Annotated in this window: 22 protein-coding genes and 1 pseudogene; 13 read left to right on the top strand and 10 right to left on the bottom strand. The window is 63.8% G+C overall.

The annotated features are described in order from the left end of the window. Positions 1 to 25: 25 nt before the first annotated feature. Complete coding sequence (locus ACG873_RS06880) at positions 26 to 1,642, bottom strand: pilus assembly protein TadG-related protein (protein ID WP_394891049.1); 1,617 nt, start codon at positions 1,640 to 1,642, stop codon at positions 26 to 28. A gap of 406 nt (positions 1,643 to 2,048) precedes the next feature. Here ACG873_RS06880 and rpsF point away from each other — a divergent pair, with 406 nt between their 5' ends. From rpsF to ACG873_RS06860, 4 genes are all read left to right on the top strand, one after another. Beyond that, the gene (rpsF, locus tag ACG873_RS06875; protein WP_394891048.1) at positions 2,049 to 2,543 is read left to right on the top strand and encodes a 30S ribosomal protein S6; all 495 of its coding nucleotides are present in this window, start codon (positions 2,049 to 2,051) and stop codon (positions 2,541 to 2,543) included. Further along, on the top strand, positions 2,543 to 2,791 hold the full coding sequence (gene rpsR, locus ACG873_RS06870; protein ID WP_006203718.1) for a 30S ribosomal protein S18: 249 nt from the start codon (positions 2,543 to 2,545) through the stop codon (positions 2,789 to 2,791). Before rpsF ends, rpsR begins: the two co-directional genes overlap by 1 nt. A 218-nt stretch (positions 2,792 to 3,009) precedes the next feature. After that, positions 3,010 to 3,585 (top strand): 50S ribosomal protein L9, encoded by a 576-nt coding sequence (rplI, locus tag ACG873_RS06865; protein WP_394891047.1) that lies wholly within the window; start codon positions 3,010 to 3,012, stop codon positions 3,583 to 3,585. 119 nt (positions 3,586 to 3,704) lie between these two features. Then, positions 3,705 to 4,994, top strand: coding sequence for a class I SAM-dependent methyltransferase (locus ACG873_RS06860; RefSeq protein WP_394891046.1), 1,290 nt, complete (start codon positions 3,705 to 3,707; stop codon positions 4,992 to 4,994). 54 nt (positions 4,995 to 5,048) lie between these two features. Here ACG873_RS06860 and ACG873_RS06855 read toward each other — a convergent pair whose 3' ends face one another. Together ACG873_RS06855 and ACG873_RS06850 are read right to left on the bottom strand one after the other, a co-directional pair. Beyond that, on the bottom strand, positions 5,049 to 6,032 hold the full coding sequence (locus ACG873_RS06855) for an NAD-dependent epimerase/dehydratase family protein (RefSeq protein WP_394891045.1): 984 nt from the start codon (positions 6,030 to 6,032) through the stop codon (positions 5,049 to 5,051). After that, positions 6,029 to 6,178 carry a hypothetical protein gene (locus ACG873_RS06850; protein ID WP_394891044.1) on the bottom strand — a complete coding sequence of 50 codons (150 nt, stop codon included), beginning with the start codon at positions 6,176 to 6,178 and terminating at the stop codon, positions 6,029 to 6,031. Before ACG873_RS06850 ends, ACG873_RS06855 begins: the two co-directional genes overlap by 4 nt. 168 nt (positions 6,179 to 6,346) lie before the next feature. Here ACG873_RS06850 and ACG873_RS06845 point away from each other — a divergent pair, with 168 nt between their 5' ends. The 4 genes and pseudogenes from ACG873_RS06845 (at position 6,347) to purF (ending at position 11,681) form a co-directional block, all read left to right on the top strand. Continuing rightward, positions 6,347 to 7,837, top strand: a complete 1,491-nt coding sequence (locus tag ACG873_RS06845; RefSeq protein ID WP_394891043.1) for a replicative DNA helicase — start codon at positions 6,347 to 6,349, stop codon at positions 7,835 to 7,837. Between the two features lie 161 nt (positions 7,838 to 7,998). Further along, positions 7,999 to 9,396, top strand: coding sequence for a DNA repair protein RadA (gene radA, locus ACG873_RS06840; RefSeq protein WP_394891042.1), 1,398 nt, complete (start codon positions 7,999 to 8,001; stop codon positions 9,394 to 9,396). 100 nt (positions 9,397 to 9,496) lie between these two features. Continuing rightward, positions 9,497 to 10,150, top strand: a complete 654-nt coding sequence (locus ACG873_RS06835) for a CvpA family protein (RefSeq protein ID WP_394891041.1) — start codon at positions 9,497 to 9,499, stop codon at positions 10,148 to 10,150. 60 nt (positions 10,151 to 10,210) lie between these two features. Then, positions 10,211 to 11,681 (top strand): annotated as a pseudogene (purF, locus tag ACG873_RS06830) (amidophosphoribosyltransferase). 320 nt (positions 11,682 to 12,001) lie between these two features. On the opposite strand, the gene ACG873_RS06825 reads toward purF, so the two are convergent. Continuing rightward, positions 12,002 to 12,406: a DoxX family protein gene (locus tag ACG873_RS06825; RefSeq protein WP_394891040.1), complete on the bottom strand. Its 405-nt coding sequence runs from the start codon at positions 12,404 to 12,406 to the stop codon at positions 12,002 to 12,004. A gap of 190 nt (positions 12,407 to 12,596) precedes the next feature. On the opposite strand from ACG873_RS06825, the gene ACG873_RS06820 reads away from it, so the two are divergent. Continuing rightward, positions 12,597 to 13,358, top strand: coding sequence for an SDR family NAD(P)-dependent oxidoreductase (locus ACG873_RS06820; protein WP_394891039.1), 762 nt, complete (start codon positions 12,597 to 12,599; stop codon positions 13,356 to 13,358). A gap of 89 nt (positions 13,359 to 13,447) precedes the next feature. After that, positions 13,448 to 14,074: a hypothetical protein gene (locus ACG873_RS06815; protein WP_394891038.1), complete on the top strand. Its 627-nt coding sequence runs from the start codon at positions 13,448 to 13,450 to the stop codon at positions 14,072 to 14,074. A gap of 9 nt (positions 14,075 to 14,083) precedes the next feature. Here ACG873_RS06815 and ACG873_RS06810 read toward each other — a convergent pair whose 3' ends face one another. Beyond that, positions 14,084 to 14,611 carry an OsmC family protein gene (locus ACG873_RS06810; protein ID WP_394891037.1) on the bottom strand — a complete coding sequence of 176 codons (528 nt, stop codon included), beginning with the start codon at positions 14,609 to 14,611 and terminating at the stop codon, positions 14,084 to 14,086. Between the two features lie 158 nt (positions 14,612 to 14,769). Here ACG873_RS06810 and ACG873_RS06805 point away from each other — a divergent pair, with 158 nt between their 5' ends. Both ACG873_RS06805 and ACG873_RS06800 read left to right on the top strand, forming a co-directional pair. Continuing rightward, positions 14,770 to 15,690, top strand: coding sequence for a DMT family transporter (locus ACG873_RS06805; protein WP_394891036.1), 921 nt, complete (start codon positions 14,770 to 14,772; stop codon positions 15,688 to 15,690). 318 nt (positions 15,691 to 16,008) lie between these two features. Continuing rightward, complete coding sequence (locus ACG873_RS06800) at positions 16,009 to 18,240, top strand: AMP-binding protein (protein ID WP_394891035.1); 2,232 nt, start codon at positions 16,009 to 16,011, stop codon at positions 18,238 to 18,240. Position 18,241: 1 nt separating this feature from the next. Here ACG873_RS06800 and ACG873_RS06795 read toward each other — a convergent pair whose 3' ends face one another. The 5 genes from ACG873_RS06795 to ACG873_RS06775 form a co-directional block, all read right to left on the bottom strand. Beyond that, on the bottom strand, positions 18,242 to 19,054 hold the full coding sequence (locus ACG873_RS06795) for a CDP-alcohol phosphatidyltransferase family protein (RefSeq protein ID WP_394891034.1): 813 nt from the start codon (positions 19,052 to 19,054) through the stop codon (positions 18,242 to 18,244). Then, positions 19,055 to 19,753, bottom strand: coding sequence for a phosphatidylserine decarboxylase (locus ACG873_RS06790; RefSeq protein ID WP_394891033.1), 699 nt, complete (start codon positions 19,751 to 19,753; stop codon positions 19,055 to 19,057). Between the two features lie 88 nt (positions 19,754 to 19,841). After that, the gene (locus ACG873_RS06785) at positions 19,842 to 21,719 is read right to left on the bottom strand and encodes an ABCB family ABC transporter ATP-binding protein/permease (RefSeq protein ID WP_394891032.1); all 1,878 of its coding nucleotides are present in this window, start codon (positions 21,717 to 21,719) and stop codon (positions 19,842 to 19,844) included. A 22-nt stretch (positions 21,720 to 21,741) separates the two neighbouring features. Next, positions 21,742 to 22,074 (bottom strand): ArsR/SmtB family transcription factor, encoded by a 333-nt coding sequence (locus tag ACG873_RS06780; protein ID WP_394891031.1) that lies wholly within the window; start codon positions 22,072 to 22,074, stop codon positions 21,742 to 21,744. A 50-nt stretch (positions 22,075 to 22,124) separates the two neighbouring features. Then, positions 22,125 to 23,987 (bottom strand): LysM peptidoglycan-binding domain-containing protein, encoded by a 1,863-nt coding sequence (locus ACG873_RS06775; protein ID WP_394891030.1) that lies wholly within the window; start codon positions 23,985 to 23,987, stop codon positions 22,125 to 22,127. 114 nt (positions 23,988 to 24,101) lie between these two features. On the opposite strand from ACG873_RS06775, the gene ACG873_RS06770 reads away from it, so the two are divergent. Continuing rightward, positions 24,102 to 24,713 carry a TIGR00730 family Rossman fold protein gene (locus tag ACG873_RS06770; protein ID WP_394891029.1) on the top strand — a complete coding sequence of 204 codons (612 nt, stop codon included), beginning with the start codon at positions 24,102 to 24,104 and terminating at the stop codon, positions 24,711 to 24,713. Positions 24,714 to 24,782 lie beyond the last annotated feature (69 nt).

Genomic DNA, 24,782 nt, shown 5'->3' with positions numbered 1-24,782 from the left:
CTGTGAAGGCAATTTGCCTGCCCCGTCAGTTTGTAACCGCAAGCTGGGAGATTGAGTAGCTGATCTGCTTGAAGGCGGCCTTGAGCTGTTCGGGGTTCTTCGTCGGATAGTAGTCGGCCGTGCTTGTGGCGCAGGCGCTGTAGAGATCGCGGTTTTTCTGAGAATCGGCGCCCAGAACCACGGTAAAGATCCGCACGTCCTTATCCTTCAGCGACGTGCATGCGCCAAGGGTCAGCTTGTTTACATTGTCCAGCGCCGTGTTCCGGTTGGTCGTTCCCATGCGACCCGTGTCGAGAAAATTGTATGAGCCGTAATCCGACTTGTTGATCAGGGCGTTCGCCGCGCCGAACACGTTGTTGTCGCCGTCGGTGAATACTACGACCATTTTGGTGGTTTCCTTGGCGTCGAAGGGATTTCCTTGCGTGTATGGCTCGCCCGGCGAAAGAACCCGCATTCCCCATGCCAGGCCTTCCGAAACATTGGTGCCTGAGCCATACCAATAGACCATGTTTTTGATTTCGTCCTTTAGCTCCTCAAGATCGTCGGTAAGCGGCGCGATCGGTGTTGGGCAAGCATAATTCGGACCGCTGGTCAGCGGAGCCTTCTCGCTGATGACGTTGTCGATGTCCTTGGCGCTGTATTTGGCCAGCGACTTCTGAATAGTCCGTGCGTCCGCATTCTTCGGTGCGTCCTCATCGTCGAGATAGGTGTTGTTCAGGCTGTTTGCATTGTTGATGGCGGCCCTGGCTTCCCCGGGTTCGTCCGGAGCAAAATACGGCACGAACAGGGTTTCGGGCTTCGACTTGTCGGGCGCGGTATCGTCCAGATTGGGCGTGTCGCCCAGTTTGGGCGTGCCGTCGGCGTTGTATCTGGCGGGCCGCGCTTCCACACACCCTTTCCATTCGACGTCCACTTTGGCTTTTGCATGAAGCCTCTTGAACAGTTCCCAATGGCCCAGGCGCTTCCCGTCTTCGAGCTCGAAATTTGTCCCGTTCAAGCTCGGGTCGTTGTCGGGCAGTCTCTTCCTCGTGTCGATCCAGGACTTCTTGAACCCTTCGCCATTCACGTTCACCGCCGTGGCGAAAGGAACGAGAGCCGCGCGAATTTCGCGCTCGGACTTTTCAATCTGCTCGGCTTCCAGGGTTTCTATCAGGTCGGTCGCGGCCTCCCGCAACGCCTTCATGTTTGTGTCTCCCATAGAGCCGGTATTGTCGAGCACCAGGGCCACTTCGAGGTTCGCGGTCGATTCATAGGCGCTGGCCTCGGCTGTCACTCTGGCGCTCCTGCCGAAGAGGAAGGCGAAATGCAATTTGACGTCGGCATGCGCGGTGGCAGTCGTCTTGATGTAATTAGGCCCCTCCTCCACCGATAAATCGGCTTCCGCGTTCTCGATCCCGTTTCGGCCGAGCACGTTCGCCGCGAAGAAGCCGTCGAAAGTCTCCTCGCGAGACTGCGATCCATCCATGAGGCGTGAGGCGGCAAGCACCGCCGAATCCAGCGCGTTCTGCAAATTAGTCCTGGCCGTCATAAGATTGGTCACGTCGACGGCAAGGCCGACGGACCCGAGCATAGCCGGCAGACCCACAGCCAGCATCATGCTGAAATTGCCAGCGGTCGAGCGCCAGAACCGTTTGAGAAGCATCGTAAACCCCAAATGAAAAACCCGCATCGCGATTTCTGCGAGGGATTGATGAAAATTGGATTGATGTGTGGCCGCGATTGCGGCCGTGGTTAACCAATGCTGTGCTTGGCCACGAAGGCGCTTTGCCGCACGGGCTCCGGCAAGCCTTGCATCCGCGCCAAAACCCTGTATAGACCCGCGCAATCTGCCGGTCCCAGCTGGGGGCTGAACGGAGGGCCGGAGGTTTTCTTCAGGAAAGTCGCCGTGTGAAGCAAAAGTGCTTCCGCCTCCCGTGTCTCCGCTCTCGACCGTCTCGTCATGCTCCTTTCTTCTCCTCGAGCGCCGTCAGGCTCCCGCAGGATCCAAGAGAAGTTGCAGAGGCTTTAGCCGCCGGGGCCGACAGGGAAACGAAGAAAGGCAAAGAACAATGGCTCTATACGAACATGTGTTTCTTGCCCGGCAGGACCTCTCGCAGCAGCAGGTCGACGCCCTTGTAGAACATTACAGGGATGTCGTCTCCTCGCATGGCGGGTCGATCGGCAGGGTCGAGAACTGGGGACTGAAGTCCCTCACCTACCGGGTCAAGAAGAACCGGAAGGCTTACTACACGCTGATGGACCTCGATTGTCCTCCGGCCGCCCTCAACGAGATGGAGCGCCAGATGGGCCTCTCCGAGGACGTGCTGCGCTTCCTGACCGTCAAGGTCGAGAAGCATGAGGAAGGCGTCTCCGCGATGATGCAGAAGCGCGAAGAACGTTCCGACCGCGGCGGCTTCGGCGACCGCGACCGTGGCGATCGTGGCCCGCGCTCGTTCGGCGATCGTGACCGCGGCGATCGCGGCCCGCGCTCGTTCGGCGACCGCGAAGGTGGCGATCGTGGCCCGCGCCGTCCGCGCGAAGGCGTTGAAGGAGGTGCAGAATAATGGTCGACATCAATCAGATCCCGACCCGGCGCCCGTTCCATCGCCGCCGCAAGACCTGCCCGTTCTCCGGCGCCAACGCTCCGAAGATCGACTACAAGGACGTGCGTCTGCTGCAGCGCTACATTTCCGAGCGCGGCAAGATCGTGCCGTCGCGCATCACGGCGGTCAGCCAGAAGAAGCAGCGCGAACTCGCCAAGGCGATCAAGCGCGCCCGTTTCCTCGGTCTCTTGCCTTACGTCGTCAGGTAAATCTCTTCGGCTGCGGGCGGTTTCGCCGCCCGCAGCCATTCCCCTTCCGCGACGGGCGCGGTTCTCAGGGGCGACATGAAAATCCAGGGTTGGGTTCTTTGGTTCTGAACCCTAACTGCCGCGACAGGCAGGACAGCGACACAAGCGGCCCGCGCCGCCACTTGCTTCCTGACCTCGTCTTTTGAATCAGCCGCTTCAGGCTCTGAAAGGACAAGACAATGGAAGTCATTCTTCTCGAACGCATTTCCCGCCTCGGCCAGATGGGCGACACCGTCAAGGTCAAGGACGGCTTCGCCCGCAATTTCCTGCTGCCGCAGGGCAAGGCGCTGCGCGCCAACGCGGCCAACAAGAACAAGTTCGAAGGCCAGCGCGCCCAGCTCGAGACGCGTAATCTCGAGCGCAAGTCGGAAGCCCAGCAGATTGCCGACCTGCTCGACGGCAAGAGCTTCATCGTCGTGCGCTCGGCCGGCGAAACCGGTCAGCTCTACGGTTCGGTCTCGACCCGCGACATTTCCGAGATCGTCACCGCCGAGGGTTTTTCGGTCAGCCGCAACCAGGTCGAGCTCAACCAGCCGATCAAGACGATCGGCCTCACCAATGTGGCGATCGCGCTGCACCCGGAGGTCGAGGTCACGATCACGCTCAACATCGCGCGCACGGCCGACGAAGCAGAGCGCCAGGCGAAGGGCGAGACGCTGACCACCGCCGAGGCGATCTACGGCGAAGACATCAACGACAATGCGCGCCCGGACAATTTCTTCGATCCGAACGCGGAAGAAGGCGAGGAAGCCTGATCCGGTTCGCATAGTGCTGGACCAATGCCCGGGCCTTGTGCCCGGGCTTTTTTTTGCTATTTGGAATCTAGTGGGGACCGCATGGGCTTGATTTCGCTTCGCGATGATCGGGATTTGCGATGAACAAACTGCTGCAGCGTGTTGTCGAACGGCTGGTAAGGACGGGAAATCTCACCGTCACAGGCCCGGACGGAACCAACCATGTTTTCGGCGACGGCAGCGGCGATCCCGTCCATGTCGTGATCAAGACAATTCACGCCGAACGCGCCATCACCTTCGATCCCATGCTGGCGCTGGGCGAAGCCTTCATGGAAGGCGAGCTGGAGGTCGTCGAGGGCGACATGCTCGGCCTCCTGCGCATCGTCTACCAGAATATGGGACCGGGCGGCATCGAGGCGTCATGGACGAAGGCCGTCGAAGGCCTGCGCCATGCGTTCCGCCGTTTCCAGCAGGTCAACACGGCCGCTCGCGCCCGGCGCAACGTCCAGCGCCATTACGACCTTTCGGGCGAATTCTACAAACTCTTCCTCGACGCCGACATGCAATATTCCTGCGCCTATTTCGAGCGCCCCGGCATGACGCTGGAAGAGGCGCAGATAGCCAAGAAGCGCCACATCGCCGCCAAGCTCGGAATGAAGCCTGGCCAGACCGTGCTCGACATCGGTTCCGGGTGGGGCGGGCTCGGCCTTTATCTGGCGCGCCGCTTCGAGGCCGAGGTGCTCGGCGTCACGCTTTCGACCGAACAGCACGCGGTCGCCACCGAGCGCGCCCATGCCGAGGGCTTGGAAAACCACGTCCATTTCGAGCTCAGGGATTACCGCGAACTCACCGAACGCTTCGACCGCATTGTCTCGGTCGGCATGTTCGAGCATGTCGGCGTCAACCACTACGCCACCTTCTTCAACAAATGCGCGTCGCTGCTCAAGCCCGACGGCGTGATGCTTCTGCATTCGATCGGCCGCAACGGCCAGCCCTGGGCTACCAACGCCTTCATCCGCAAGCACATTTTCCCGGGCGGCTACATCCCGGCGCTGTCCGAAGTGCTGCCGGCGATCGAAAACTCCGGGCTGATGCTCGCCGATGTGGAGATCCAGCGCCTGCACTACGCCGAGACGCTTAAGCACTGGCGCGAACGCTTCCTCGCCAATCGCGACCACGTCAGGGAGATCTACGACGAGCGTTTCTGCCGTATGTGGGAGTTCTATCTCGCCGGCTCGGAAGCCTCGTTCCGCTGGCAGGATCTGATGGTTTTCCAGATTCAGCTCACGCGCCGCAACGATACGCTGCCGATCACCCGCGACTATATCGGCAAATGCGAGAAGGCCCTGGCCATCCACGAGGAGGCGCACCGAAAGCCCGCCGCTGCCCGAAAACCGCGCAAGAAGCGGATGCCGGAGCCCGGAGAATAAGTACAGCTACTTCGTCTCCCGCCAGGTGTCTTTGGGCCGACCGCAGCCAAATACTTATTCGACGGGATACGGCCCCTCGGCGAACGCTTCGGGGTGATACCCTTTCGACCCGACTATTCGGGCGAGCGGACTGGCGACCTCGCCGCCTTTGCCCAGCCGTCCGATGATCGACCCAAAATCATGGCGCGGTCGCCAGCCGAGTTCGGTTCGCGCGCGCTCGTTCACATAGACCCGCTCGATGGTCGGAAACATTTTCCAGCCCCGCCGCCGGTATTCCGCTTCGTAGCCCGGAACGCGCTTTCCCACCACGCGTGGCGCATCAGCGCGCAGGTCGGCCAGATCTTCGGGCAGGAAGGGCGTGGTCGCGCTGATTATGTATTTGCGGAACCCGATCGCCGGCGCATGTTCCGCGGCAAGCAAATGCGCGCTCACCACGTCCTCGATGTCGACGCGGCGATAGAGATACTCGTTCGCCTTCAGGTTCTCGTCCGAATAGGTCTCCCGCACTTCCCTGCTGTCGTCCTCTTCCGGAAAGAAGCGCGAGGTCCTGAGCACGATGCACGCAAGCCCGTTGTTCCTGCTGAACAACTGGCAAAGGTCCTCGGCCGCCGCCTTGGTGACGCCGTAGATGTTCTTGGGCACGGCGTTGACCTCTTCGGTTACCCAGGCAGCCGGAGCGCCGGCCGGCGGCACGAGCGCGTCGCCGAAGACGCTGGTCGTGCTCGTATAGACGAATGACTTCACGCCCGCCTTCGCGGCTTCCTCCAAAAGGTTGAGCGTGCCCGAAATGTTGGTGTCGACAAAATCCTGCCGGCTGTGGGTGGCGACATGCGGCTTGTGCAGGGTGGCCGCATGAAACACCTTCTCCACGCCGACCATGCACCGCTCCACGCAAGAGCGGTCGGTTATCGAGCCGGTCTCGGTCGTGAATGGCGACGACGCGATATCGAGACCCGCGACGTCATGGTGCAAATTCCTCAAGGCGCGGACCAGCGCCTCGCCGAGATGACCGGCGCTTCCCGTAACCAGAACTCTCATGCCGCCTCGCTTTTCGCCTGACCCACGGAATCGACGCCGAACTTAGCAGGGAGGCTTGTTACGGTGAATTCCTGCAACGAACGTTTCATGTCCATCGCGGCCAACCGAAGTGACAGCGCACCGCATTTTCTTGTTTTGTTCTCCATTCGCGCGCTATGCTACCAACCTGATTCGCGTCAACCGGGAATCTGACGGCCGGAGGCATTTTCCCAACTCCTGTGGATCGCGGGCACAAGCAGGAAAACCTGACTTTTGTTCGGTCGCCGGCCGCAGCTTCTGATACCCAAGATGCAAGACCAGAACCGGGGACAGAAATGGCAGAGGCAGCGCGCAAATTCGGCGTGGCGGAGCAACCGCTTTATCGCGAGGCGCCCAACAATATCGAGGCCGAGCAGGCGCTGCTCGGCGCGATCCTGGTCAACAACGACGCTTTCTATCGCGTCTCGGACTTCCTAAAGTCCGGCCATTTCTACGAGCCGCTGCACCGCAAGATCTTCGAGGTCTCGGCCGAGCTCATCCGCATGGGCAAGAAGGCCGATCCGCTGACGACAAAAACCTTCTTGCCGGCCACCGAGAAGGTCGGCGATATGACCGTCGCGCATTATCTCGCCCGCCTCGCCGCCGAGGCCGTTAACGTCATCAACGCCGCCGATTACGGCCGGGCCATCTACGACCTCGCCACCCGCCGCGCACTGATCACGGTTGGCGAGGACATGGTCAACATCGCCTATGATGCGCCCGTCGACATGTCGCCCTCCGACCAGATCGAGGATGCCGAACGCCGGCTGTTCGAGCTTGCCGAGACCGGCCGCTACGACGGCGGCTTCGAAAGTTTTACAGACGCTGTAAAAACGGCCGTCGACATGGCCAACGCCGCCTATATGCGCGACGGCCATCTGTCCGGCATCGCCACCGGCCTGCGCGACCTCGACCGCCGCATGGGCGGGCTGCAGCCTTCCGATCTTATCGTGCTCGCCGGTCGTCCCGGCATGGGCAAGACCTCGCTCGCCACCAACATCGCCTTCAACATCGCCCATGCCTACGAGCCGGCGCAGCAGGCCGACGGTTCGTTCAAAGCGGCCAATGGCGGCGTCATCGGCTTCTTCTCGCTCGAAATGTCGTCTGAGCAGTTGGCCACCCGCATCATTTCCGAGCAGACGGAAATCCCGTCGTCAAAGATCCGCCGCGGCGAGATCACCGAGACCGATTTCGAAAAGCTCGTCGCCTGCTCGCAGACGATGCAGAAAATCCCGCTGTTCATCGACCAGACCGGCGGCATCTCGATCGCCCAGCTTGCCGCGCGCGCACGTCGGCTGAAGCGCCAGCGCGGCCTCGACGTCATCGTCATCGACTATATCCAGCTCATGCAGGGCTCTTCCTCAAAATCCTCCCAGAACCGCGTCCAGGAAATCACCGAGATCACCACCGGCCTCAAGGCGCTCGGCAAGGAACTCGGCGTTCCGATCATCGCACTCTCGCAGCTCTCGCGTCAGGTCGAAAGCCGCGACGACAAGCGGCCGCAGCTCTCCGATCTGCGCGGATCCGGCTCCATCGAGCAGGACGCCGACGTCGTGCTCTTCGTCTTCCGCGAGGAATATTATCTCAAGAACAAGGAACCCAAGCCAGGCACGCTCGAATACACGCAGTGGGAGACCGAAATGAACGAGGTGCGCGGCAAGGCCGAAGTCATTATCGCCAAGCAGCGCCACGGCCCGACCGGCACAGTGTCCCTGGCCTTCACCGGCGAATTCACCCGCTTCTCCGACCTAGCGGAAGAGCATCATCTGCCGGAGCGGTATGAGTAGGCCCGGCCGCCTTACCCTCCCCCTTGCGGGGAGGGTGGCCCGCAGGGCCGGGTGGGGGGTGGAGACGACGTGCTCCATCCCACAAGAACCCTGTATTCTTCACCACCCCCACCCCGGTGCTACGCGCCGACCCTCCCCGCAAGGGGAGGGTTAGGGTCGCCATGGCTAAATCCCGCATCCAGTTCATCTGCCAGAATTGCGGCTCGGTGCATCAGCGCTGGGCCGGTAAGTGCGACGCCTGCGGCGAGTGGAACACGCTCGTCGAGGAAGGAACCAACAGCGGCATCGGCAGCGGTCCCGCAAGTCTTCGCTCCCCGCGCAAGGGCCGTGCGGTGGCGCTCACCACGCTGTCGGGCGACATCGAGGACGCGCCGCGCATCGCTTCCGGCATCGGCGAACTCGACCGCGCCACCGGCGGTGGCTTTGTGCGCGGCTCGGCGCTGCTCGTCGGCGGCGATCCCGGCATTGGCAAGTCGACGCTTCTGACACAGGCCGCCGCCGCTCTCGCCGCCAAGGGCCACCGCATTGTCTACGTCTCGGGCGAGGAGGCTGTCGCCCAGATCAGGTTGCGCGCCCAACGCCTCGGTGTCGCCGCGGCCCCGGTCGAGCTTGCCGCCGAAACCAACGTCGAGGACATTCTGGCGACCATCGCCGACGGCCGCCGCCCCGACCTCCTCATCCTCGATTCCATTCAGACGCTATGGACCGACATGGCTGATTCGGCCCCGGGAACGGTGACGCAGGTGCGCTCGTCGGCGCAGGCGATGATCCGCTACGCCAAGTCGACCGGCGCGGCGGTGGTTCTCGTCGGCCATGTCACCAAGGAAGGCCAGATCGCCGGTCCCCGCGTCGTCGAGCACATGGTCGACGCGGTGCTCTATTTCGAGGGCGAAGGCGGCCACCACTACCGCATCCTGCGCACGGTCAAGAATCGCTTTGGCCCGACCGACGAGATCGGCGTCTTCGAAATGTCCGACAAGGGTCTCCGCGAAGTCTCCAATCCGTCAGAGCTTTTTCTCGGCGAGCGCCACGCCAAGTCGCCGGGTGCGGCGGTTTTCGCCGGCATGGAAGGTACGCGGCCGGTGCTGGTCGAGATCCAGGCGCTGGTCGCGCCCTCGCCGCTCGGCACGCCGCGCCGCGCGGTCGTCGGCTGGGATTCGGCTCGGCTGTCCATGATCCTCGCGGTGCTTGAAGCCCACTGCGGCGTCCGCTTCGCCACGCATGACGTCTATCTGAACGTCGCCGGCGGCTACCGCATCACCGAACCCGCGGCCGATCTCGCCGTCGCCGCCGCGCTCGTTTCGTCGCTCACCGGTATTGCCCTTCCCGCCGATTGCGTCTATTTCGGCGAAATCAGCCTTTCGGGCGCCATCAGGCCGGTTGCGCATGCGCAGCAACGGCTCAAGGAAGCGGAAAAGCTGGGATTTGGACAGGCGGTTCTGCCGCGCGGCAGCGAGGAAATTTCCGGGGGAAACGGATTCGGCGCTTTTCAGCCCGAAACGCTCACCGATCTGGTGGTGCGGATCGCGGGCACATTGCGCCGGAACGCGGAAGACTGAACCGGCGGCGACCGGTAAGGGTGTGTGGATTTCAGAACGCCGCCATTTTGCAGGCTGGCCCACCTGAATATCGACACACCGCCAGATGGAGTGGGAAACAATGCCGATAACGCTGCTTGACGGAATCCTCGTCGGCTTCACCCTGGTTTCGGCGATGCTGGCCATGGTCCGCGGCTTCTCCCGAGAAATCCTCTCCATCGCCTCCTGGGTGGCGGCGGCGGCCGCGGCGTTCTTCTTCTATCCGGCGGTGCTGCCCTATGTGCAGCCCTATATCGACCAGGAACAGCTCGCCATGGCGGCAGCAGCCGGCATCGTCTTCATCATCGCGCTGATCGTGGTGACGGTCATCACCATGAAGATCGCCGACTTCATCATCGACAGCCGCGTCGGCGCGCTCGACCGCACGCTCGGCTTTCTCTATGGCGCGGCGCGCGGCATACTGGTCGTCGCGGTCGGCCTGCTGTTCTTCAACTGGCTGGTCGGAACCAATCCGCCCGCCTGGATCTCCGAGGCGAAATCGCGCCCGCTGCTCGAATCGATCGGCAACACGCTGGAATCGATGCTGCCCGACGACCCCGAAAACTCGATCCTGAAGCGGCTGCAGCTGGACGAGGCGGAACCGGAGGCAGGCACGGACGCGCCGCCCGCGGCCGAAACGCCGCCAGCCGAAGCCGCCCCGACCGAGACGCCTCCCTCCGAGGAAGCGCCGGCGGGCGAAGCGCCTGCCGGGGAAGCGCCGCCGGCAAACAATTGACGGTGGCGCGCAGCGCGCGGTCGTCCTATATGAGTGCTTTCTGACGAGAGACCGCCCACCATGGCGCATGCAGACGACACCTTGCTGGCCGAGGCCGACGATCATTTCCACGACGAATGCGGCGTGTTCGGTATTTTTGGCCGGCAGGACGCGGCGGCAATCGTCACGCTCGGCCTGCACGCGCTCCAGCATCGCGGCCAGGAGGCGGCGGGCATCGTCTCCTATGACGGCACGCAATTTCATGTCGAGCGCCATATCGGCCTGATCGGCGACACTTTCACCAAGCCCCGCGTCATCGAGAGCCTCAAGGGCAGCCGCGCCATCGGCCATACCCGCTACGCCACCACCGGCGGCTCCGGCCTGCGCAACGTCCAGCCGCTGTTCGCCGAACTCGCCGACGGCGGCTTCGCCATCGCCCACAACGGCAACATCACCAACGCCATGACCGTCCAGCGCACGCTGCAGAAGCAGGGCGCGATCTTCTCCTCGACCTCCGACACCGAGACCATCCTCCATCTCGTCGCCACCAGCCGCGAGAAGGACGTCAATGCACGCTTCATTGAGGCCGTGCGGACGCTCGAGGGCGCGTTCTCGCTGGTAGCGCTCACCTCCAAGAAGATGATCGGCTGCCGCGATCCGCTCGGCATCCGCCCGCTTGTGCTCGGCGATCTCGACGGCGCCTGGATCCTCGCCTCCGAGACCTGCGCGCTGGATATCATAGGTGCAAGATACGTCCGCGATTTGAAGCCCGGCGAGATGGTCGTCGTCACCACAAAGGGCATCGAGAGCCTGTTCCCGTTCGAGCCGCAGAAATCGCGCTTCTGCGTTTTCGAATATGTCTATTTCGCCCGGCCGGATTCGTCGGTTGAAGGCCGCAACGTCTATGACGTGAGAAAACGCATCGGCGCGGAACTTGCGATCGAAAGCCCTGTAGACGCCGACATCATCGTTCCGGTGCCAGATTCGGGCACGCCGGCGGCGATCGGCTTTGCCCAGCAGGCCGGCCTGCCCTTCGAACTCGGCATCATCCGCAACCACTATGTCGGCCGCACCTTCATCCAGCCGACCGATTCCATCCGTCACATGGGCGTCAAGCTCAAGCACAACGCCAACCGCAAGATGATCGAGGGCAAGCGCGTCGTGCTCGTTGACGACTCGATCGTGCGCGGCACGACCAGCCAGAAGATTGTGCAGATGGTGCGCGAAGCCGGCGCCAAGGAAGTACATATGCGCATCGCATCGCCGCCAACGCGCTCGTCCTGCTTCTACGGCGTCGACACGCCCGAGACCGCGAAGCTGCTCGCGTCGCGCATGTCGGTTGAGGAAATGGCCGATTTTATCCGGGTGGATTCTGCTCGGTTTCCTGTCGATCGACGGGCTGTACCGCGCCGTCGGCGAACCGGCCCGCAACAACGAGCAGCCGCAATTCTGCGATGCCTGCTTCACCGCCGACTACCCGACCCGGCTCGCCGATTTCGAAGGCTCCGACAACGTCCGCACCCTGTCGCTCCTGGCGACCGGCGGGCAGTAGGAAACGCCGATAACCTGTGTTGCCACATTGACCTCGGCACGTTCATCCCGGAAGCGTTATGTATGAGACCTTCCTAAAGCTGGCATCGATAATCGCATTTGCTTGGATGTTTTGGCTTGTGACAAATCATGTCATCCGGACAATTCCACAGGCGATTAGTCCACAGGCGATTAGGTCCGGAACCATGCCGGCACGAGGACGTGACTATCGTCGCGGAACGGAACCTACACGCTACTGGCTGGCCATAAGTTCTTGGTTTCTTATTCAATTGATCGCGAGTTTCGGTCTGCTCCTGGCTCTCTACCTGCTATTCGAGGGCATTAGTCTTTCCAGATAAAACTCCGGCGCACAGCCAGCCGCTCGCCCGGCCCGTGAACGGCCGCAAACAGAAGCCCCGCCAGGAAGGTGAAGTGGTCGACGAAGAAGCCGAACTCGACCTGGTTGCCTTCCCAGTGCGACGGGCCGTGGAAGGCGAAGGCCAGGAAGATCACATAGACCCCGGCGAGCAGTGCGGCTTCCGAGAAGAAGGCGCCGGTCAGGAAAGCGAGGACGAGCGCGGTTTCGAAGATCGCGGCGAGCCAGGCCAGAAGCAGCGGAAACGGAAATCCCGCCGCTGCGATGTAGCCGGCCGTATCCGACATTCCGGCAAATTTGAAACTCGCCGCCATCGCAAAGATGCCGGCGAAGATCAGCCTTGCGACAAGGATTGCAACGGTCTTGCTCATGGGTCCAATTCCTCCAACGATGTTCATTTTACATCTAGGACGGTGGGCAGCGCGCGTTTCCGACATCGGCCGCTGAAGATTGCGCGTGTCGAGACTCAAGTCGGATTGCGAATCTGTATTCCAGGGTTCCGTTCTCGGCAAATAAGTCCTATCTGGTGCCGGTTTCGACAGGCCCGAATTGGATGCCCGCATGATCCCCACCCCCGAACTCACCGACCGCGTCGCCCTCGTCACCGGCGCTTCGCGCGGCATCGGTTACCACATCGCAAAGCAGATGGCGGCCGCCGGCGCTCATGTCATCGCGGTCGCTCGCACCGTCGGCGGCCTTGAAGAACTCGACGACGAGATCAAGGCCGAGAACGCGCGCACCGGAAAGGGCGAGGCGACGCTGGTTCCACTCGATCTGACGGACATGGCCGGCATCGACCGGCTCGGCGGCGCGATCCACGAGCGCTGGAAAAAGCTCGACATTCTCGTCGCCAGTGCCGGCGTGCTGGGCGTCATCGCGCCGATCGGCCATGTCGAGGCCAAGGTTTTCGAGAAGGTGATGGCGGTGAACGTCACCGGCACCTGGCGGCTGATCCGCTCGGTCGATCCGCTGCTGCGCAAGTCGGACGCCGGCCGCGCCATCATCATGTCGTCGGGGGCGGCCCACTCGGCTGGAGCCTTCTGGGCTCCCTACGCCGCCTCCAAGGCAGCCGTCGAGGCGCTCGCCCGCTCCTGGGCCGACGAAACGAAGAACATCGCGCTCCGCGTCAACAGCTTCGATCCCGGCGCGACCCGCACCGCCATGCGCGCGCAGGCGATGCCGGGCGAAAACCCCGAAACCCTCCCTCACCCGTCCGAGATCGCGGCCAAGGTGCTGCCATTGGCGAGCCCCGCGCTTAAGGAAACAGGCAAGATCTACCAGGCCCGCAACGACCGCTTTGTCTCCTACCGGCTGCCCGAATAGGAGCCCGGCCAACACGGGCTTGTGATTCGCCGTAATTTTGCGCCAGCCCTAATTTCCTCCCGGGCAGGTTGCATCCGGGAGGAAATTCCATGAAACGCAGTCTCTTTCTGGCGTCCACCGCGCTCGCCGCGACAATCTCGCTCGCCGGCGCGCAGGACAATGCGATGAGCTTCTTCATAACCAGCCAGGGCCTCGGCAGCGCCAATCTCGGCGGTCTCGCAGGCGCGGACGCACATTGCCAGAGCCTCGCCGAAGCCGCGGGTTCCAGCGGCAAGACCTGGCGCGCCTATCTCTCGACCAGCAGCGAGAACGCCAAGGACCGTATCGGCTCCGGTCCGTGGTTCAACCAGAAGGGCGAGAAGATCGCCGACGACGTCGCCTCGCTACACAGTGACGCCAATAACATCACCAAGCAGACCGCGCTCACCGAGAAGGGCGAGGTGGTCAGCGGCCGCGGCGACGAGCCCAACCGGCACGATATTCTGACCGGAAGCCAGGCCGATGGCACCGTGGCGGCCGACCAGACTTGCGGCGACTGGACGTTGGGCGGTGCGGAAGGCGCCGCTATGACTGGCCATCACGACCGCATGGGTCCCGACACGCTGCCCACCGCGAAATCCTGGAACGCTGCGCATCCTTCACGGGGCGGGTGCAGTCTGGAAGCGCTCAAGAGCACCGGCGGTGACGGCCTGCTCTACTGCTTCGCAACCAACTGAGCGTCCACGTCACATCCGCGCAGCCAGGCGATGCGGCTCGGCCGTCACCAACAGTTCCGGCTTCTGGCTGATGGTCTGGAATACCACGCAATAGCGCTCCGTCAGCTTGATCAGCGTGTCGATCCGATCCTGCGGCTCGTCTGTGTCCAGTTCGAAGCGCAGCCGTATCGTGCGAAAGCCGACTGGCGCATCCTTGGCGACGCCCAGCGTGCCGCGAAAATCGAGGTCGCCCTCGGCCTCCACCTTCGCGCCGTCGAGCCGGAATTCCAGCGCGGTCGCCACCGCCTTCAGCGTCACGCCGGCACACGCCACCAGCGCCTCCAATAGCATGTCGCCGGAGCAGAGTTCGAGCCCGGAGCCGCCGGTCGCGGGATGCAGCCCGGCGACCGCGATAGCCCTCCCGGTCTCGACCTTGCAGGCTATCTTCTGGTCGTCGACCGAGCCCTTCGCTCGCAGCGTGATCACGGCGCTTTCGGCATCCTCGCGATAGGCCTGTTTCAGCGGCCCCTGCACATTCTTCAATTCCGCCGCGTCCATGGCTGCCTCCTTCCCAAGTGATCCATCTGCCGCCATGCTAGTCATGACGGATCACATGTCAAAATCGGCGGCGCAACCGATGTCGGCGCCGGAATCTCCTGACAGGCTTTGGCAGTTGGGCCGACATAGATTGAGGGCCGGTAGGCGGAGATATGGGCATGGACCGGGCCGGAACAGGCGAAGCTCGAACACACAGCCTCGGCATCGCGCTGGTCACATGCTCGGCCGCCGTGTTCGGCCTTGCCGGCGTGCTCACCAAGTCGATTGACGCCGATCCGCTGACGATCAATTGCTGGCGCGGGCTGGTCGGCGCATTGCTTATAACGGCTTACGTCTTCTGGCGGCGCTCCCGCGAGGCCGCACCGCGACCGCTCAGGCTCGGCTGGCGCGGCTGGCTGATGGCGGTGGTCGGAGCCTTGGCCAGCATCGCCTTTATCGCGGCCTTCAAGAACACCTATGTCGCCAATGTCGCGATCATCTACGCGACTGCGCCCTTCGTCGCCGCCCTTCTCGCCTGGCTTCTGGTGCGCGAAAAGATACGCTCGCAAACCATGCTTGCGGCAGCCCTGTCGCTTTCCGGCGTCGGCCTTATGGTGTTTTCAGGCATCGGCACCGGCCGGCCCTTCGGCGACGGGCTGGCTCTGCTGATGACGCTGGGCAGCGCGCTCTACATGGTCCTGATCCGCAAATTCCGCGACACGCCGGTGGTCTGGGCAGGCGCGGTGTCGGCCTTTCTCCTGTTCGTGTTCGGCTGGTTCGTCACCGATCCCCTTGCAATCTCGATGCGCGACGCGGTCCTGCTCGCGGCCTTCGGCGTGTCCTTCGCCATCGCCTCCGTGCTGTGGACCGAAGGCTCGCGGCTCATCCCCGCCGCCGAGGCCGGCCTGCTCGGCTCCGCAGAAGTGCCCTTCGCCATCCTGTTCGGCTGGCTGTTCCTGACCGAATTTCCGCCAGTGGCCAGCCTGATCGGCGGCGCGATCGTGCTCACGGCGGTGTTCGCGCATGGGGCGCGCGACCTCGCGGTGGCGCGCGCCGAACCGGCGATTTTGGAAAAATGCGCTGTCGCGAAGAAAAATTGAATTTTTCTTGGAACCATATCCGGTTTCGGGTGTTTGTTGCTCGGACGGGCTGTCCCCATGCCCAAACCCCCTCGCCCGTCCTCCTTACTAAGCCGGCCGCAAGGCCGGCTTTTTCTTTAGGGAGAAGGCCTCGGCGATCGTCCCGCCGCCGAGCCAAAGCCTGAGCAGGCGCTGCCTTCTCCCCCGTTTGCCCCCTTGGCGATGGAAACGCGGAGAAAACCTCACCTCAAAGACAACGCATTGACGTTCCCCCAGCTTAGTCTATTTTTTCGTCGCGGCGTCCGCTGGCGGCGTGACAATGCGTTGGGAGGTTGCGGCATGGTCCTGACCAGCCTGATTCTGCTTGGAATCGCGCTTGCCTATGCGGCCTTCGCCTTGCTGCAGAAGCTGCGCCTCGGCATCAGCGTGCACCAGGCGCTGCTCTACGTGCCGTTGAAGCTCGCCTATCGCGTCCAGGACGAAGCGATGCGCGATGCCCAAAGGGCTGCCGCTCCGGTGATTTACGTGGTGTCGCACCAGTCGCGCCTCGATCCCGCGCTCATGCTGTCGCTTCTTCCGGAAAACACGCTGCACATTCTCGACCTGTGGTCGGCGAAGTCGCCCTGGCTCGAACCGTGGCGGGAGCTTGCCCGCACCATCGCCTTCAACGCCGAGCATGTTTTCGTCAGCCGCCGCCTGGTCCGCGTGCTAAAAGGCAAGGGCCGCCTGGCGGTCTATATCCCCGAAAACATAGAGCCCGACACCAAGTCGTTGCGGCTCTACCGGGCGGTAGCGCGCATCGCCATGCAGGCGGATGCCCGCATCGTGCCGGTCTTCGTGGGCGGCGCGCGGCACCTGCCGTTCTCGCTGGTCCCGGCCGAGAAGGCGCCGCGCCGGCTGTTCCCGCGCCTCACAATCTCGACCTTGCCGCCCATGACCGTAGCCGAGCTGACAGTCCGGTCTGGCGCCCAGTCCGGGCCTGCCTCCAACGCGCTGTTCGACCGGCTGGCGGAGGCCCGTTTCGCGGCCACCGATCCCAACCTGACCCTGTTTCAGGCGATCCGCGACGCGGCCGACCGCTACGGACCGGACCACCCGATCATCGAGGATGTGGTCAGCGGCTCCATGACCTATAAGCGGATGTTCGTCGGCGCGCGCGTGCTCGCCGGCCGCTTTTCGGCTCTGACCACGTCCGGCGAGGCGGTCGGCATCCTGCTTCCCAATGCCAACGGCGTGGTCCTGTCACTGCTCGGCCTGATGTCGGCAGGGCGCGTCGCCGCCATGATCAATTACACCGCCGGCCCGGCCAGCGTTACGGCGGCGGTCCGCACCGCCCAGATCCGCACGGTGGTTTCCTCGCGCGCATTCATCGAAAAGGCCGGACTGGCCGACATAGTCGCGGCCGCCGAAGTAGGCGGCGCGTCGTTCGTTTGGCTGGAGGAGCTGCGCGACGGCGTAAGCGCCGCGGAGAAGCTGGCCGCCGCCCTCAATTGGCGCCGCCCTGTCGCCGCACAGCCCGATGCCGCGGGGCCGGCGGTCATCCTCTTCACCTCGGGCTCCGAAGGAGCGCCGAAAGCGGTCGTGCTGTCGCACCGCAATCTCCTGGCCAACGCCGCGCAGGTCGAGGCTCGCATCTCTATCTCGCCGCGAGACAAGCTGTTGAACGTGTTGCCGGTCTTCCATTCCTTCGGGCTTACCGGCGGGACCATCCTGCCGCTGGTCTCGGGCGTCCAGCTGTTCCTCTATCCGTCGCCGCTGCACTACAAGCTCATCCCGGAAGTCGCGGCAAAAGTCCGTCCAACCTTCATGTTCGGCACCGACACTTTCCTCTCCGCCTACGCGAGGACGGCCGGCGACGACGATTTCTCCAGCCTGCGTTTCGTCGTCTCGGGCGCCGAGAGCGTGAGGGGCGAGACCCGCCGCATCTGGCGCGAGCGCTTCGGCGCCGAGATCATAGAAGGGTTCGGGCTGACCGAGGCCGCGCCGGTGGTCGCCGTCAATACCGCGACGCACAACCGGGAGGGCACGGTGGGCAGGCTGCTGCCGGGCATGCGCATGCGGCTGGAGCCAGTCGAAGGCGTCGAGAACGGCGGCAGGCTTTGGCTCAGCGGCCCCAACATGATGCTGGGCTACATGACGGCCGATCGCCCCGGAGAATTGCAGCCGCTCGCGGGCGGCTGGCACGATACCGGCGACATCGTCTCGGTCGACCGCGACGGCTTCATCTCGATACGCGGCCGCGCCAAGCGCTTCGCCAAGATTGCCGGCGAGATGGTCTCGCTTGGCGCGGTCGAGATGCTGGTGCAGTCGCTGTGGCCGGAAGAACGCCACGCCGTGGTTTCCGTGCCGGACAAGCGCCGCGGCGAGCGCATCGTCCTGGTCACCACAGCCGGAGATGCCGACCCGGGCATGCTGCGGCAGTTCGGGAAACTGTCGGGCGCCACCGAGCTGATGGTGCCGCAGGACATCGTCAAGGTTCCCGAGATCCCGCTGCTCGGCTCGGGCAAGACCGATTACGCCTCGGCGCGGCTTCTGGCGCTCGACCGGCTGGGTCTCAGCGCGGCGGCATGATCTATTCTGCCGAAGGCTCGGCGGCTTTCGCCTCTTCGAGCTTGGCCCGCCGCGAATAGGCGCGCGCGCTGAGCGGCAGGAACAGGAGATAAGCTATCACCGAAACCGCCAGCGTTTCCCAGGTGTACGTCGACAACAACAACACGAAGAACACCACCGCCAAGATCCCCGGCAGCACCTTGTCGCCGGGAATCCTGAACTTCTTGCCGGAATAGATCGGCAGCCGGCTGACCAGCAGGATCGCGATGAGGACGGTAAATCCGGAACTGATGAAAGCAACCGTGCGGCCGGGCTCGATGGCGCCGACGAAGACCAGATAGATTGGAAGAAGCACGACCACTGCCCCGGCGGGAGCCGGCACGCCGACGAAATACTCCGCCTGCCAGGCCGGGCGGCTCAAATCCTCGTCGAGCACATTGAAGCGGGCCAGCCTCAGGCCGCAGGCGATGGCGAACAGAAGTGCAGCGATCCAGCCTGGCGAGCCAGCCTGGTCGAGCAGATAGGCGTAGAGCACAAGCGCCGGCGCCACGCCGAAATTGACGATGTCGGCAAGCGAATCCATCTGCGCGCCGAATTTCGACGTTGCCTTGAGCATCCGGGCGATACGGCCGTCGATGCCGTCGAGGAAGGCTGCGATCAGCACCATCGCCACGGCGGTCTCGAACCGGCCCTCGAAGGCAAGCCTGATGCCCGAAAGCCCGGCGCAAATGGCCAGCACAGTGATCAGGTTGGGCAGCACCAGGCGCAGCGGAATTTCGCGAATGCGCGGCCCTCCCCGCCCATGCGGTTCGAATGGCTGGAATGGGGTGGCCACCTACGACACCCTCACCAGCGGCGTCGCCGCGCCGCCGCCGAATTCGGCGATGACGGTTTCGCCGGCAACCGCGGTCTGCCCGACGGCGACGCGCGGCGTCGCGTCGAGCGGCAGGAACACGTCGACCCGTGATCCAAAACGGATCAGCCCGAAACGCTCCCCGACCGCGATATTGCCGTTCGCTTCGGCCCAGCAGAGGATGCGTCTTGCGACTAGGCCGGCGATCTGCACGGCCGCTATGGTGCCGTTGGGACTTTCGATGACGAGGCCGTTGCGTTCGTTCTCGCTGCTCGCCTTGTCCAGTTCCGCATTGAGGAACTTGCCGGGCCGATGCTCGATCCGGGTGATGCGGCCGCGCACCGGGGAGCGGTTCACATGGCAGGAAAAGACGTTCATGAACACCGATATCCGGGTCATCTCGGCTGTTCCGATGCCCAATTCGCGCGGCGGAACCGCCGGACCGACCGCCGAAACAACGCCGTCGGCCGGGCTGATAACCAGCCGGTCGTCGACCGGCGTGACGCGCTCCGGGTCACGGAAGAAGTAGGCGCACCAGGCGGTCAGGATCAAACCGATCCAGAACAGGCTCGTCGAGAACAGGCCGAGGATCAGCGTCACGCCGGCAAACGCGCCGATGAACGGATAGCCTTCGCGATGGATCGGCACGAAAACGTTCTTGACGGTGTCGACGAGGCTCATCGCGCTGGGCGGCTCCGATTGAATGCGGTCTGCTTAGCCGAAAGCACCGTCCGCCGCAACGCGGCAATCCCGGCCTGATCCAGAAGGGTCACACTTCGGCTGTGCGGCGGCGAACCACCACGCCGAACTCGTCAGATTCGCGAGCGATGCGCAGGCGCTCCTCGGCCTCGGTGGCCTCGCGCTGGCGGTCCCACATGGAGGCATAAAGGCCCTTTTGGCCCAGCAGATCGGCATGGGTGCCGCGCTCGGCGATCTGCCCGTCCTTGAGCACAATGATTTCGTCTGCGGAGATCACGGTGCTCAGGCGATGCGCGATCACGATCGTGGTACGTCCCCGGCTGACCATGTCGAGCGCGGCCTGGATCTCGCGCTCGGTGTGGGTGTCGAGCGCCGAGGTCGCCTCGTCCAGCATCAGGATCGGCGGCGCCTTCAGGATGGTACGGGCAATCGCCACGCGCTGCTTTTCGCCACCCGACAGCTTTAGCCCGCGCTCCCCGACCATCGACTTATACCCACCCGGCAGGCTCTTTATGAAACCACCGATCTGGGCGAGTTCGGCGGCCTTCTCCACCTCATCGTCGGTGGCGTTCGGGCGCCCGTAGCGCACATTGTAGGCGATTGTGTCGTTGAACAGCACCGTGTCCTGCGGCACCATGCCGAGCGCGGCGCGCAGGCTCTCCTGGGTCACGTCGCGGATGTCCTGCTCGTCGATCAGGATGGCGCCGCCCTGGATGTCATAGAACCTGAACAGCAGCCGCGACACGGTCGACTTGCCCGCCCCCGATGGCCCGACAATCGCGATCGTCTTGCCAGCCGGGACCTCGAAGCTCACGCCTTTCAGGATCCGCCGGTTGGGATCGTAGGAGAACTGAACGTCGCGAAACTCGACCCTGCCCTCGGTGATGGCCAACGGCTTCGCTCCTGGCCGGTCGACCACCTCCTGCCTCACGTCCAGGAGATCGAACATCTGCTCGATGTCGGTCAGGCCCTGACGGATCTCGCGGTAGATGAAGCCGATGAAGTTGAGCGGCACCGAAAGCTGCATCAGCATGGCGTTGATGAAGACGAAGTCACCGATCGTCTGGGTGCCAGCCATCACTTCGAGAGCCGAAAGCCACATGACGATGACCATCCCGCCACCGAAGATGACGCCCTGCCCGAAGTTCAGCCAGCCGAGCGAGGTCCAGGTTTTCGTCGCCGCTACTTCATAGCGCGCCATCGAGCGGTCGAAGCGCTGCGCTTCCATGTGCTCGTTATTGAAGTATTTCACCGTTTCGAAATTGAGCAGCGAATCGATTGCCTTGGTGTTGGCGTCGGTATCGGAATCGTTCATTTCGCGGCGGATGGTGATGCGCCAGTCGCTCGCCCAGACGGTGAACCAGGTGTAGGCCGCCACCGTGACGGCGACGACCAGCACATAAACCCAGCCGTAGGCAACCGCGAAGATCACCGCCGTCAGCGCGAATTCGAGCACCGTCGGCACGGTGTTCAGGATGGTGAAGCGGACGATCGTTTCGATGCCCTTGGTGCCGCGTTCGATGACCCGCGACAGCCCACCGGTGCGCCGCTCAAGGTGAAAGCGGAGCGACAGATCGTGCATGTGCACGAATGTTCTGTAAGCGAGCTGGCGGACGGCATGCTGGCCGACGCGCGCGAAAAGCGCGTCGCGCAACTGGTTGAACGCGAGTTGCACCACGCGCACGATATTGTAGGCGATGACCAAAGCCACCGGCCCGACCATGAAATCGGGAAGCGGCGGCGGCGTTTTGGCATCGCCCACCAGCGCATCCGTCGCCCATTTGAAGAAGTACGGCACCGCCACAAGCACGAGCTTGGCCACGAACAGGAACACTGTCGCCCACACCACCCGCGCCTTCAGGTCGGCCCGATCGGCCGGCCACATGTATGGCCACAAATTGAGCAGCGTGCTGAAGGTCGAGCCTGCGGAGACGGTTTTTGCGGCCAAGTTTCTTGCCTTCAGTTTGATTTTAGCGGCCGGAACAGCAGGTATCTACGAGCGTTGCAACCGAGGCCGACATGTCGGCCAGCGCCTCGCGGTCGATTTCGTAGCGCGAACGCTGTCGCTCCGCCGAGAACCGCACCAGCCCCGCTTCGACCAGCACCTTCAGGTGCTGCGATACCGTCGATTGCGCGAGGTCCAGTTGCTGGACCACATCCTTGCAGCAGCATGCCCGATTGCCGGAAAGATGCTTCAGGATTTCAATCCGGGCTGGGTGCGACAGGGCTGCAAGTTTCGCCGCAAGCGCCTTGGCCGACGCGGAACCGCATTCCCTGAAATCGATAGGCGGAGAAACGTTCATCGTCTATCGACGATAAACGATGAAGTCCTCTACTGCAAGCTCCGCGACGATCACTGCGTGGTGGTGGTTGTCGCCTGCTCGCCGACCGCTTTCATGTCGGCCTCTTCGCCTTCGCTGGTCTTTTCCGGAACCTTGAACACCTGTCCCGGCCAGATGCGGTCGGGATTGCTGATCTGCTCCTGATTGGCCAGGTAGATGGTCGAATAACGAACGCCTTTCCCGTAAACCCGCCGGGAAATCCGCCACAGCGAGTCGCCACGGCGAATGATGACGGCTCCGTCTGCGCTTTCGAGCTTCGGCGCGAGCGGCGTGGCTTCGGCCGCGGTCGCAATATCGGCGCCAGTCGCAGGTTTCGTCGCCGGCTCCGTGGGAGCAGTCGGCGCAGCAGCAGTCGCCGGTGCGGTTCCGCTTTCGGCGGGAGCGGCGGCCGACTGGCCGGGTTGCTCGACTTGCGGCGTCGCGGGCGCTCCCGCAGCTTCCGACGGCGCTGGCGCCGCAGGCTTCGAGGCGTCCGCCGTGCCGGAAGGCGCGGTTGGCGGCGAAACATCCGCTGCGGCCGGAGGAGCGCTTGGCGTCGTCACGCCGGGCGCAGCCGGCGCATCGCCCGGCTTGGCGGTTTCGCCGGAAGCAGGCGCTTCCGTGAGGGCCTGCGCGTCTCCTGCCGGAGGTGCGGCCGTCGTCGGAGCGCCGGATGCCGACCCTGGTTCGGCCGCGACCGGCGGAGATGCCGACGGCGCCACTGCGGCAAGGTTTTCGCCTTCCTCGCGTTCGAACGGCACGGCCGCGCGTGCTGCGACTTTCACGCCGTCCGGCTCCAGCGCGTCTGCGCGAATGATGTAGTCGCCGACTGGAAGATCCCGCTCTGTCTCGATCAGGAAACGGCCGCTGGGCGATGCCTCTGCTTCACCGAGCAATATGTCATTGGCGTAGACGCGAACCTTGCGCCCGGCATCCGCGAGGCCGGCGACAAACACCTTGCGGCCCTCGATCTCGACAGCCTCGACCGCGACCTGCGGCTCGCCGGGTGGCGCGCTCGGCGTGAGTTCGACCGGCGCGGGATCCGGCTTCGCCTCGGCTTGCTGTCCGGCTGGAGCGGGCTTGGCGGGCGCTGGCTCGGACGTCTGCGTTCCCGGCGGCACCGGCGCAGTAGCAGGCTGGTTCGCCGCTGGGGGCTCCGCAGCCGGCGAAGACCCACCGGCCGAGGCCGAAGCTTCCGGCGGTTTGGTCGACGCGCCCGCGGCGTCCTGAGGCGGGGCCGGCTCGCCGGAAGTCGGTGCTTTCGCGCCGCTCAGCGGCGGAGCGGGTTGCGGCTCCGGGACAGTGATCAGCTTGCTCGGCTGTCCCGGCTTCTCCACCAGCGCAAGCACCTGGCCATCCGGTTTTTCGGGAATGGAGACGACGGCGGTTTCCAGCGAGGTGGCCACCACATTGTCTGGCGCGGTCGAACGCAGCACGATCTGATATCCGCCGGGTTTCAGCGGCTCGTCGATCACCACGGCGAAATCGCCGTCGGGTCCCGCGACCGCGTTGCCGATAACGCGTGCGCCGGTGACGATCTCGACCGTTGCTTTCGCCACGGCTTTGCCGGCGATGACGATCGAGCCGTCTCCCTCGACGCGAACCACATCGAACGATGGCGGCATGACTTCCTGCGCGGCAGGCGTTCCCGCAACAGGAGCTTCGCCGGCAGGAGCATTTGCGCCCGGAGGCTGAGGCAGCCTCGCCGTCTTGGGATTGGCCTGGGATGTTCCGGGAGCCGGCGTTTCGGATGCCTCGGGGACCGGAGCGGAGGCCATCTTTGCATCGGCGCCGTCGAGGTAGGGATCGAACACGCCAGACACATAGGCCACCCCGCCCGCGGCGGCTGCGCCGCCCGCGAGAAACAGAAGAGCCTTTATCGGTGTCAACGCCATATTGCCTGCCCCTTAGCCACCTAAAGCCGGGTCTAACCTGTTTTGGCCGGATCGACAAGAAAAAGCCCCAGTCAACACTTGACCGCAGTTCCGTAGGCAATCACCAATCTGAGCATGAACACGATTCGATCCGTCTGCGTCTATTGCGGCTCTTCGCCGGGCCGCAGCAACGTCTACATGAAAGCAGGACACACGCTTGGACGCTCGATCGCCGAAGCCGGCCTGCGGCTCGTCTATGGCGGCGGCACGAAAGGCATAATGGGCGCTGTCGCCGAAAGCGCTATGCGCGCCGGTGGGAAAGTGACGGGCATTATCCCGCGCTTCCTCGTCAACCGGGAAGCGACCGAACCTGCGCTCGGCAGGCTCGACGAACTGGTCGTCACCGAGAACATGCATCAGCGTAAGCACATGATGTTCGAGAAATCGGACGCCTTTGTGGCGTTGCCGGGGGGCATTGGCACCGTGGAGGAGATCGTCGAGATCATGACCTGGGCCCAGCTCGGCCACCATCGCAAGCCAATCGTGTTCGTGAATGTCGAAGGTTTCTGGGATCCCATGATGAACCTGCTCGACCATATGCGCGCGGAGGGTTTCGTCCACACAGCGCATCTGGTCAAGCCGCTGGTCATCAACCGCGCCGAGGCGGTCGTCGCCGCCCTGCTCACGGAAGGTGCGTCGGTTGATGCGCCGACCGAGGGAGTGCAGTCGCTCATCGACAAGATGTAGGCCCATGTCCCGCGGCCGGGGGAACCAAACCCCGCTCAGGTCGTTGCCTGCCATCCCGCAAACCCGAAG

The sequence above is a fragment of the Allomesorhizobium aridi genome (assembly GCF_043769475.1).
GTDB lineage: Bacteria > Pseudomonadota > Alphaproteobacteria > Rhizobiales > Rhizobiaceae > Allomesorhizobium.
Note: the sequence above shows the minus strand (reverse complement) of the source record. Positions and strands in the feature narration are given on the sequence as shown.

Excerpts from the sequence above, each read along its gene's own strand:
- ACG873_RS06850 (WP_394891044.1), bottom strand. The coding sequence starts at position 6,178 with ATGGAGAACAAAACAAGAAAATGCGGTGCGCTGTCACTTCGGTTGGCC.
- ACG873_RS06820 (WP_394891039.1), top strand. The coding sequence starts at position 12,597 with ATGATCCCCACCCCCGAACTCACCGACCGCGTCGCCCTCGTCACCGGC.
- ACG873_RS06880 (WP_394891049.1), bottom strand. The coding sequence starts at position 1,642 with ATGCTTCTCAAACGGTTCTGGCGCTCGACCGCTGGCAATTTCAGCATG.
- ACG873_RS06860 (WP_394891046.1), top strand. The coding sequence starts at position 3,705 with ATGAACAAACTGCTGCAGCGTGTTGTCGAACGGCTGGTAAGGACGGGA.
- rpsF (WP_394891048.1), top strand. The coding sequence starts at position 2,049 with ATGGCTCTATACGAACATGTGTTTCTTGCCCGGCAGGACCTCTCGCAG.
- ACG873_RS06815 (WP_394891038.1), top strand. The coding sequence starts at position 13,448 with ATGAAACGCAGTCTCTTTCTGGCGTCCACCGCGCTCGCCGCGACAATC.
- ACG873_RS06790 (WP_394891033.1), bottom strand. The coding sequence starts at position 19,753 with ATGAGCCTCGTCGACACCGTCAAGAACGTTTTCGTGCCGATCCATCGC.
- ACG873_RS06805 (WP_394891036.1), top strand. The coding sequence starts at position 14,770 with ATGGACCGGGCCGGAACAGGCGAAGCTCGAACACACAGCCTCGGCATC.
- ACG873_RS06775 (WP_394891030.1), bottom strand. The coding sequence starts at position 23,987 with ATGGCGTTGACACCGATAAAGGCTCTTCTGTTTCTCGCGGGCGGCGCA.
- radA (WP_394891042.1), top strand. The coding sequence starts at position 7,999 with ATGGCTAAATCCCGCATCCAGTTCATCTGCCAGAATTGCGGCTCGGTG.
- ACG873_RS06835 (WP_394891041.1), top strand. The coding sequence starts at position 9,497 with ATGCCGATAACGCTGCTTGACGGAATCCTCGTCGGCTTCACCCTGGTT.
- ACG873_RS06800 (WP_394891035.1), top strand. The coding sequence starts at position 16,009 with ATGGTCCTGACCAGCCTGATTCTGCTTGGAATCGCGCTTGCCTATGCG.
- ACG873_RS06810 (WP_394891037.1), bottom strand. The coding sequence starts at position 14,611 with ATGGACGCGGCGGAATTGAAGAATGTGCAGGGGCCGCTGAAACAGGCC.
- ACG873_RS06825 (WP_394891040.1), bottom strand. The coding sequence starts at position 12,406 with ATGAGCAAGACCGTTGCAATCCTTGTCGCAAGGCTGATCTTCGCCGGC.
- ACG873_RS06780 (WP_394891031.1), bottom strand. The coding sequence starts at position 22,074 with ATGAACGTTTCTCCGCCTATCGATTTCAGGGAATGCGGTTCCGCGTCG.
- ACG873_RS06855 (WP_394891045.1), bottom strand. The coding sequence starts at position 6,032 with ATGAGAGTTCTGGTTACGGGAAGCGCCGGTCATCTCGGCGAGGCGCTG.
- ACG873_RS06845 (WP_394891043.1), top strand. The coding sequence starts at position 6,347 with ATGGCAGAGGCAGCGCGCAAATTCGGCGTGGCGGAGCAACCGCTTTAT.
- ACG873_RS06770 (WP_394891029.1), top strand. The coding sequence starts at position 24,102 with ATGAACACGATTCGATCCGTCTGCGTCTATTGCGGCTCTTCGCCGGGC.
- rpsR (WP_006203718.1), top strand. The coding sequence starts at position 2,543 with ATGGTCGACATCAATCAGATCCCGACCCGGCGCCCGTTCCATCGCCGC.
- rplI (WP_394891047.1), top strand. The coding sequence starts at position 3,010 with ATGGAAGTCATTCTTCTCGAACGCATTTCCCGCCTCGGCCAGATGGGC.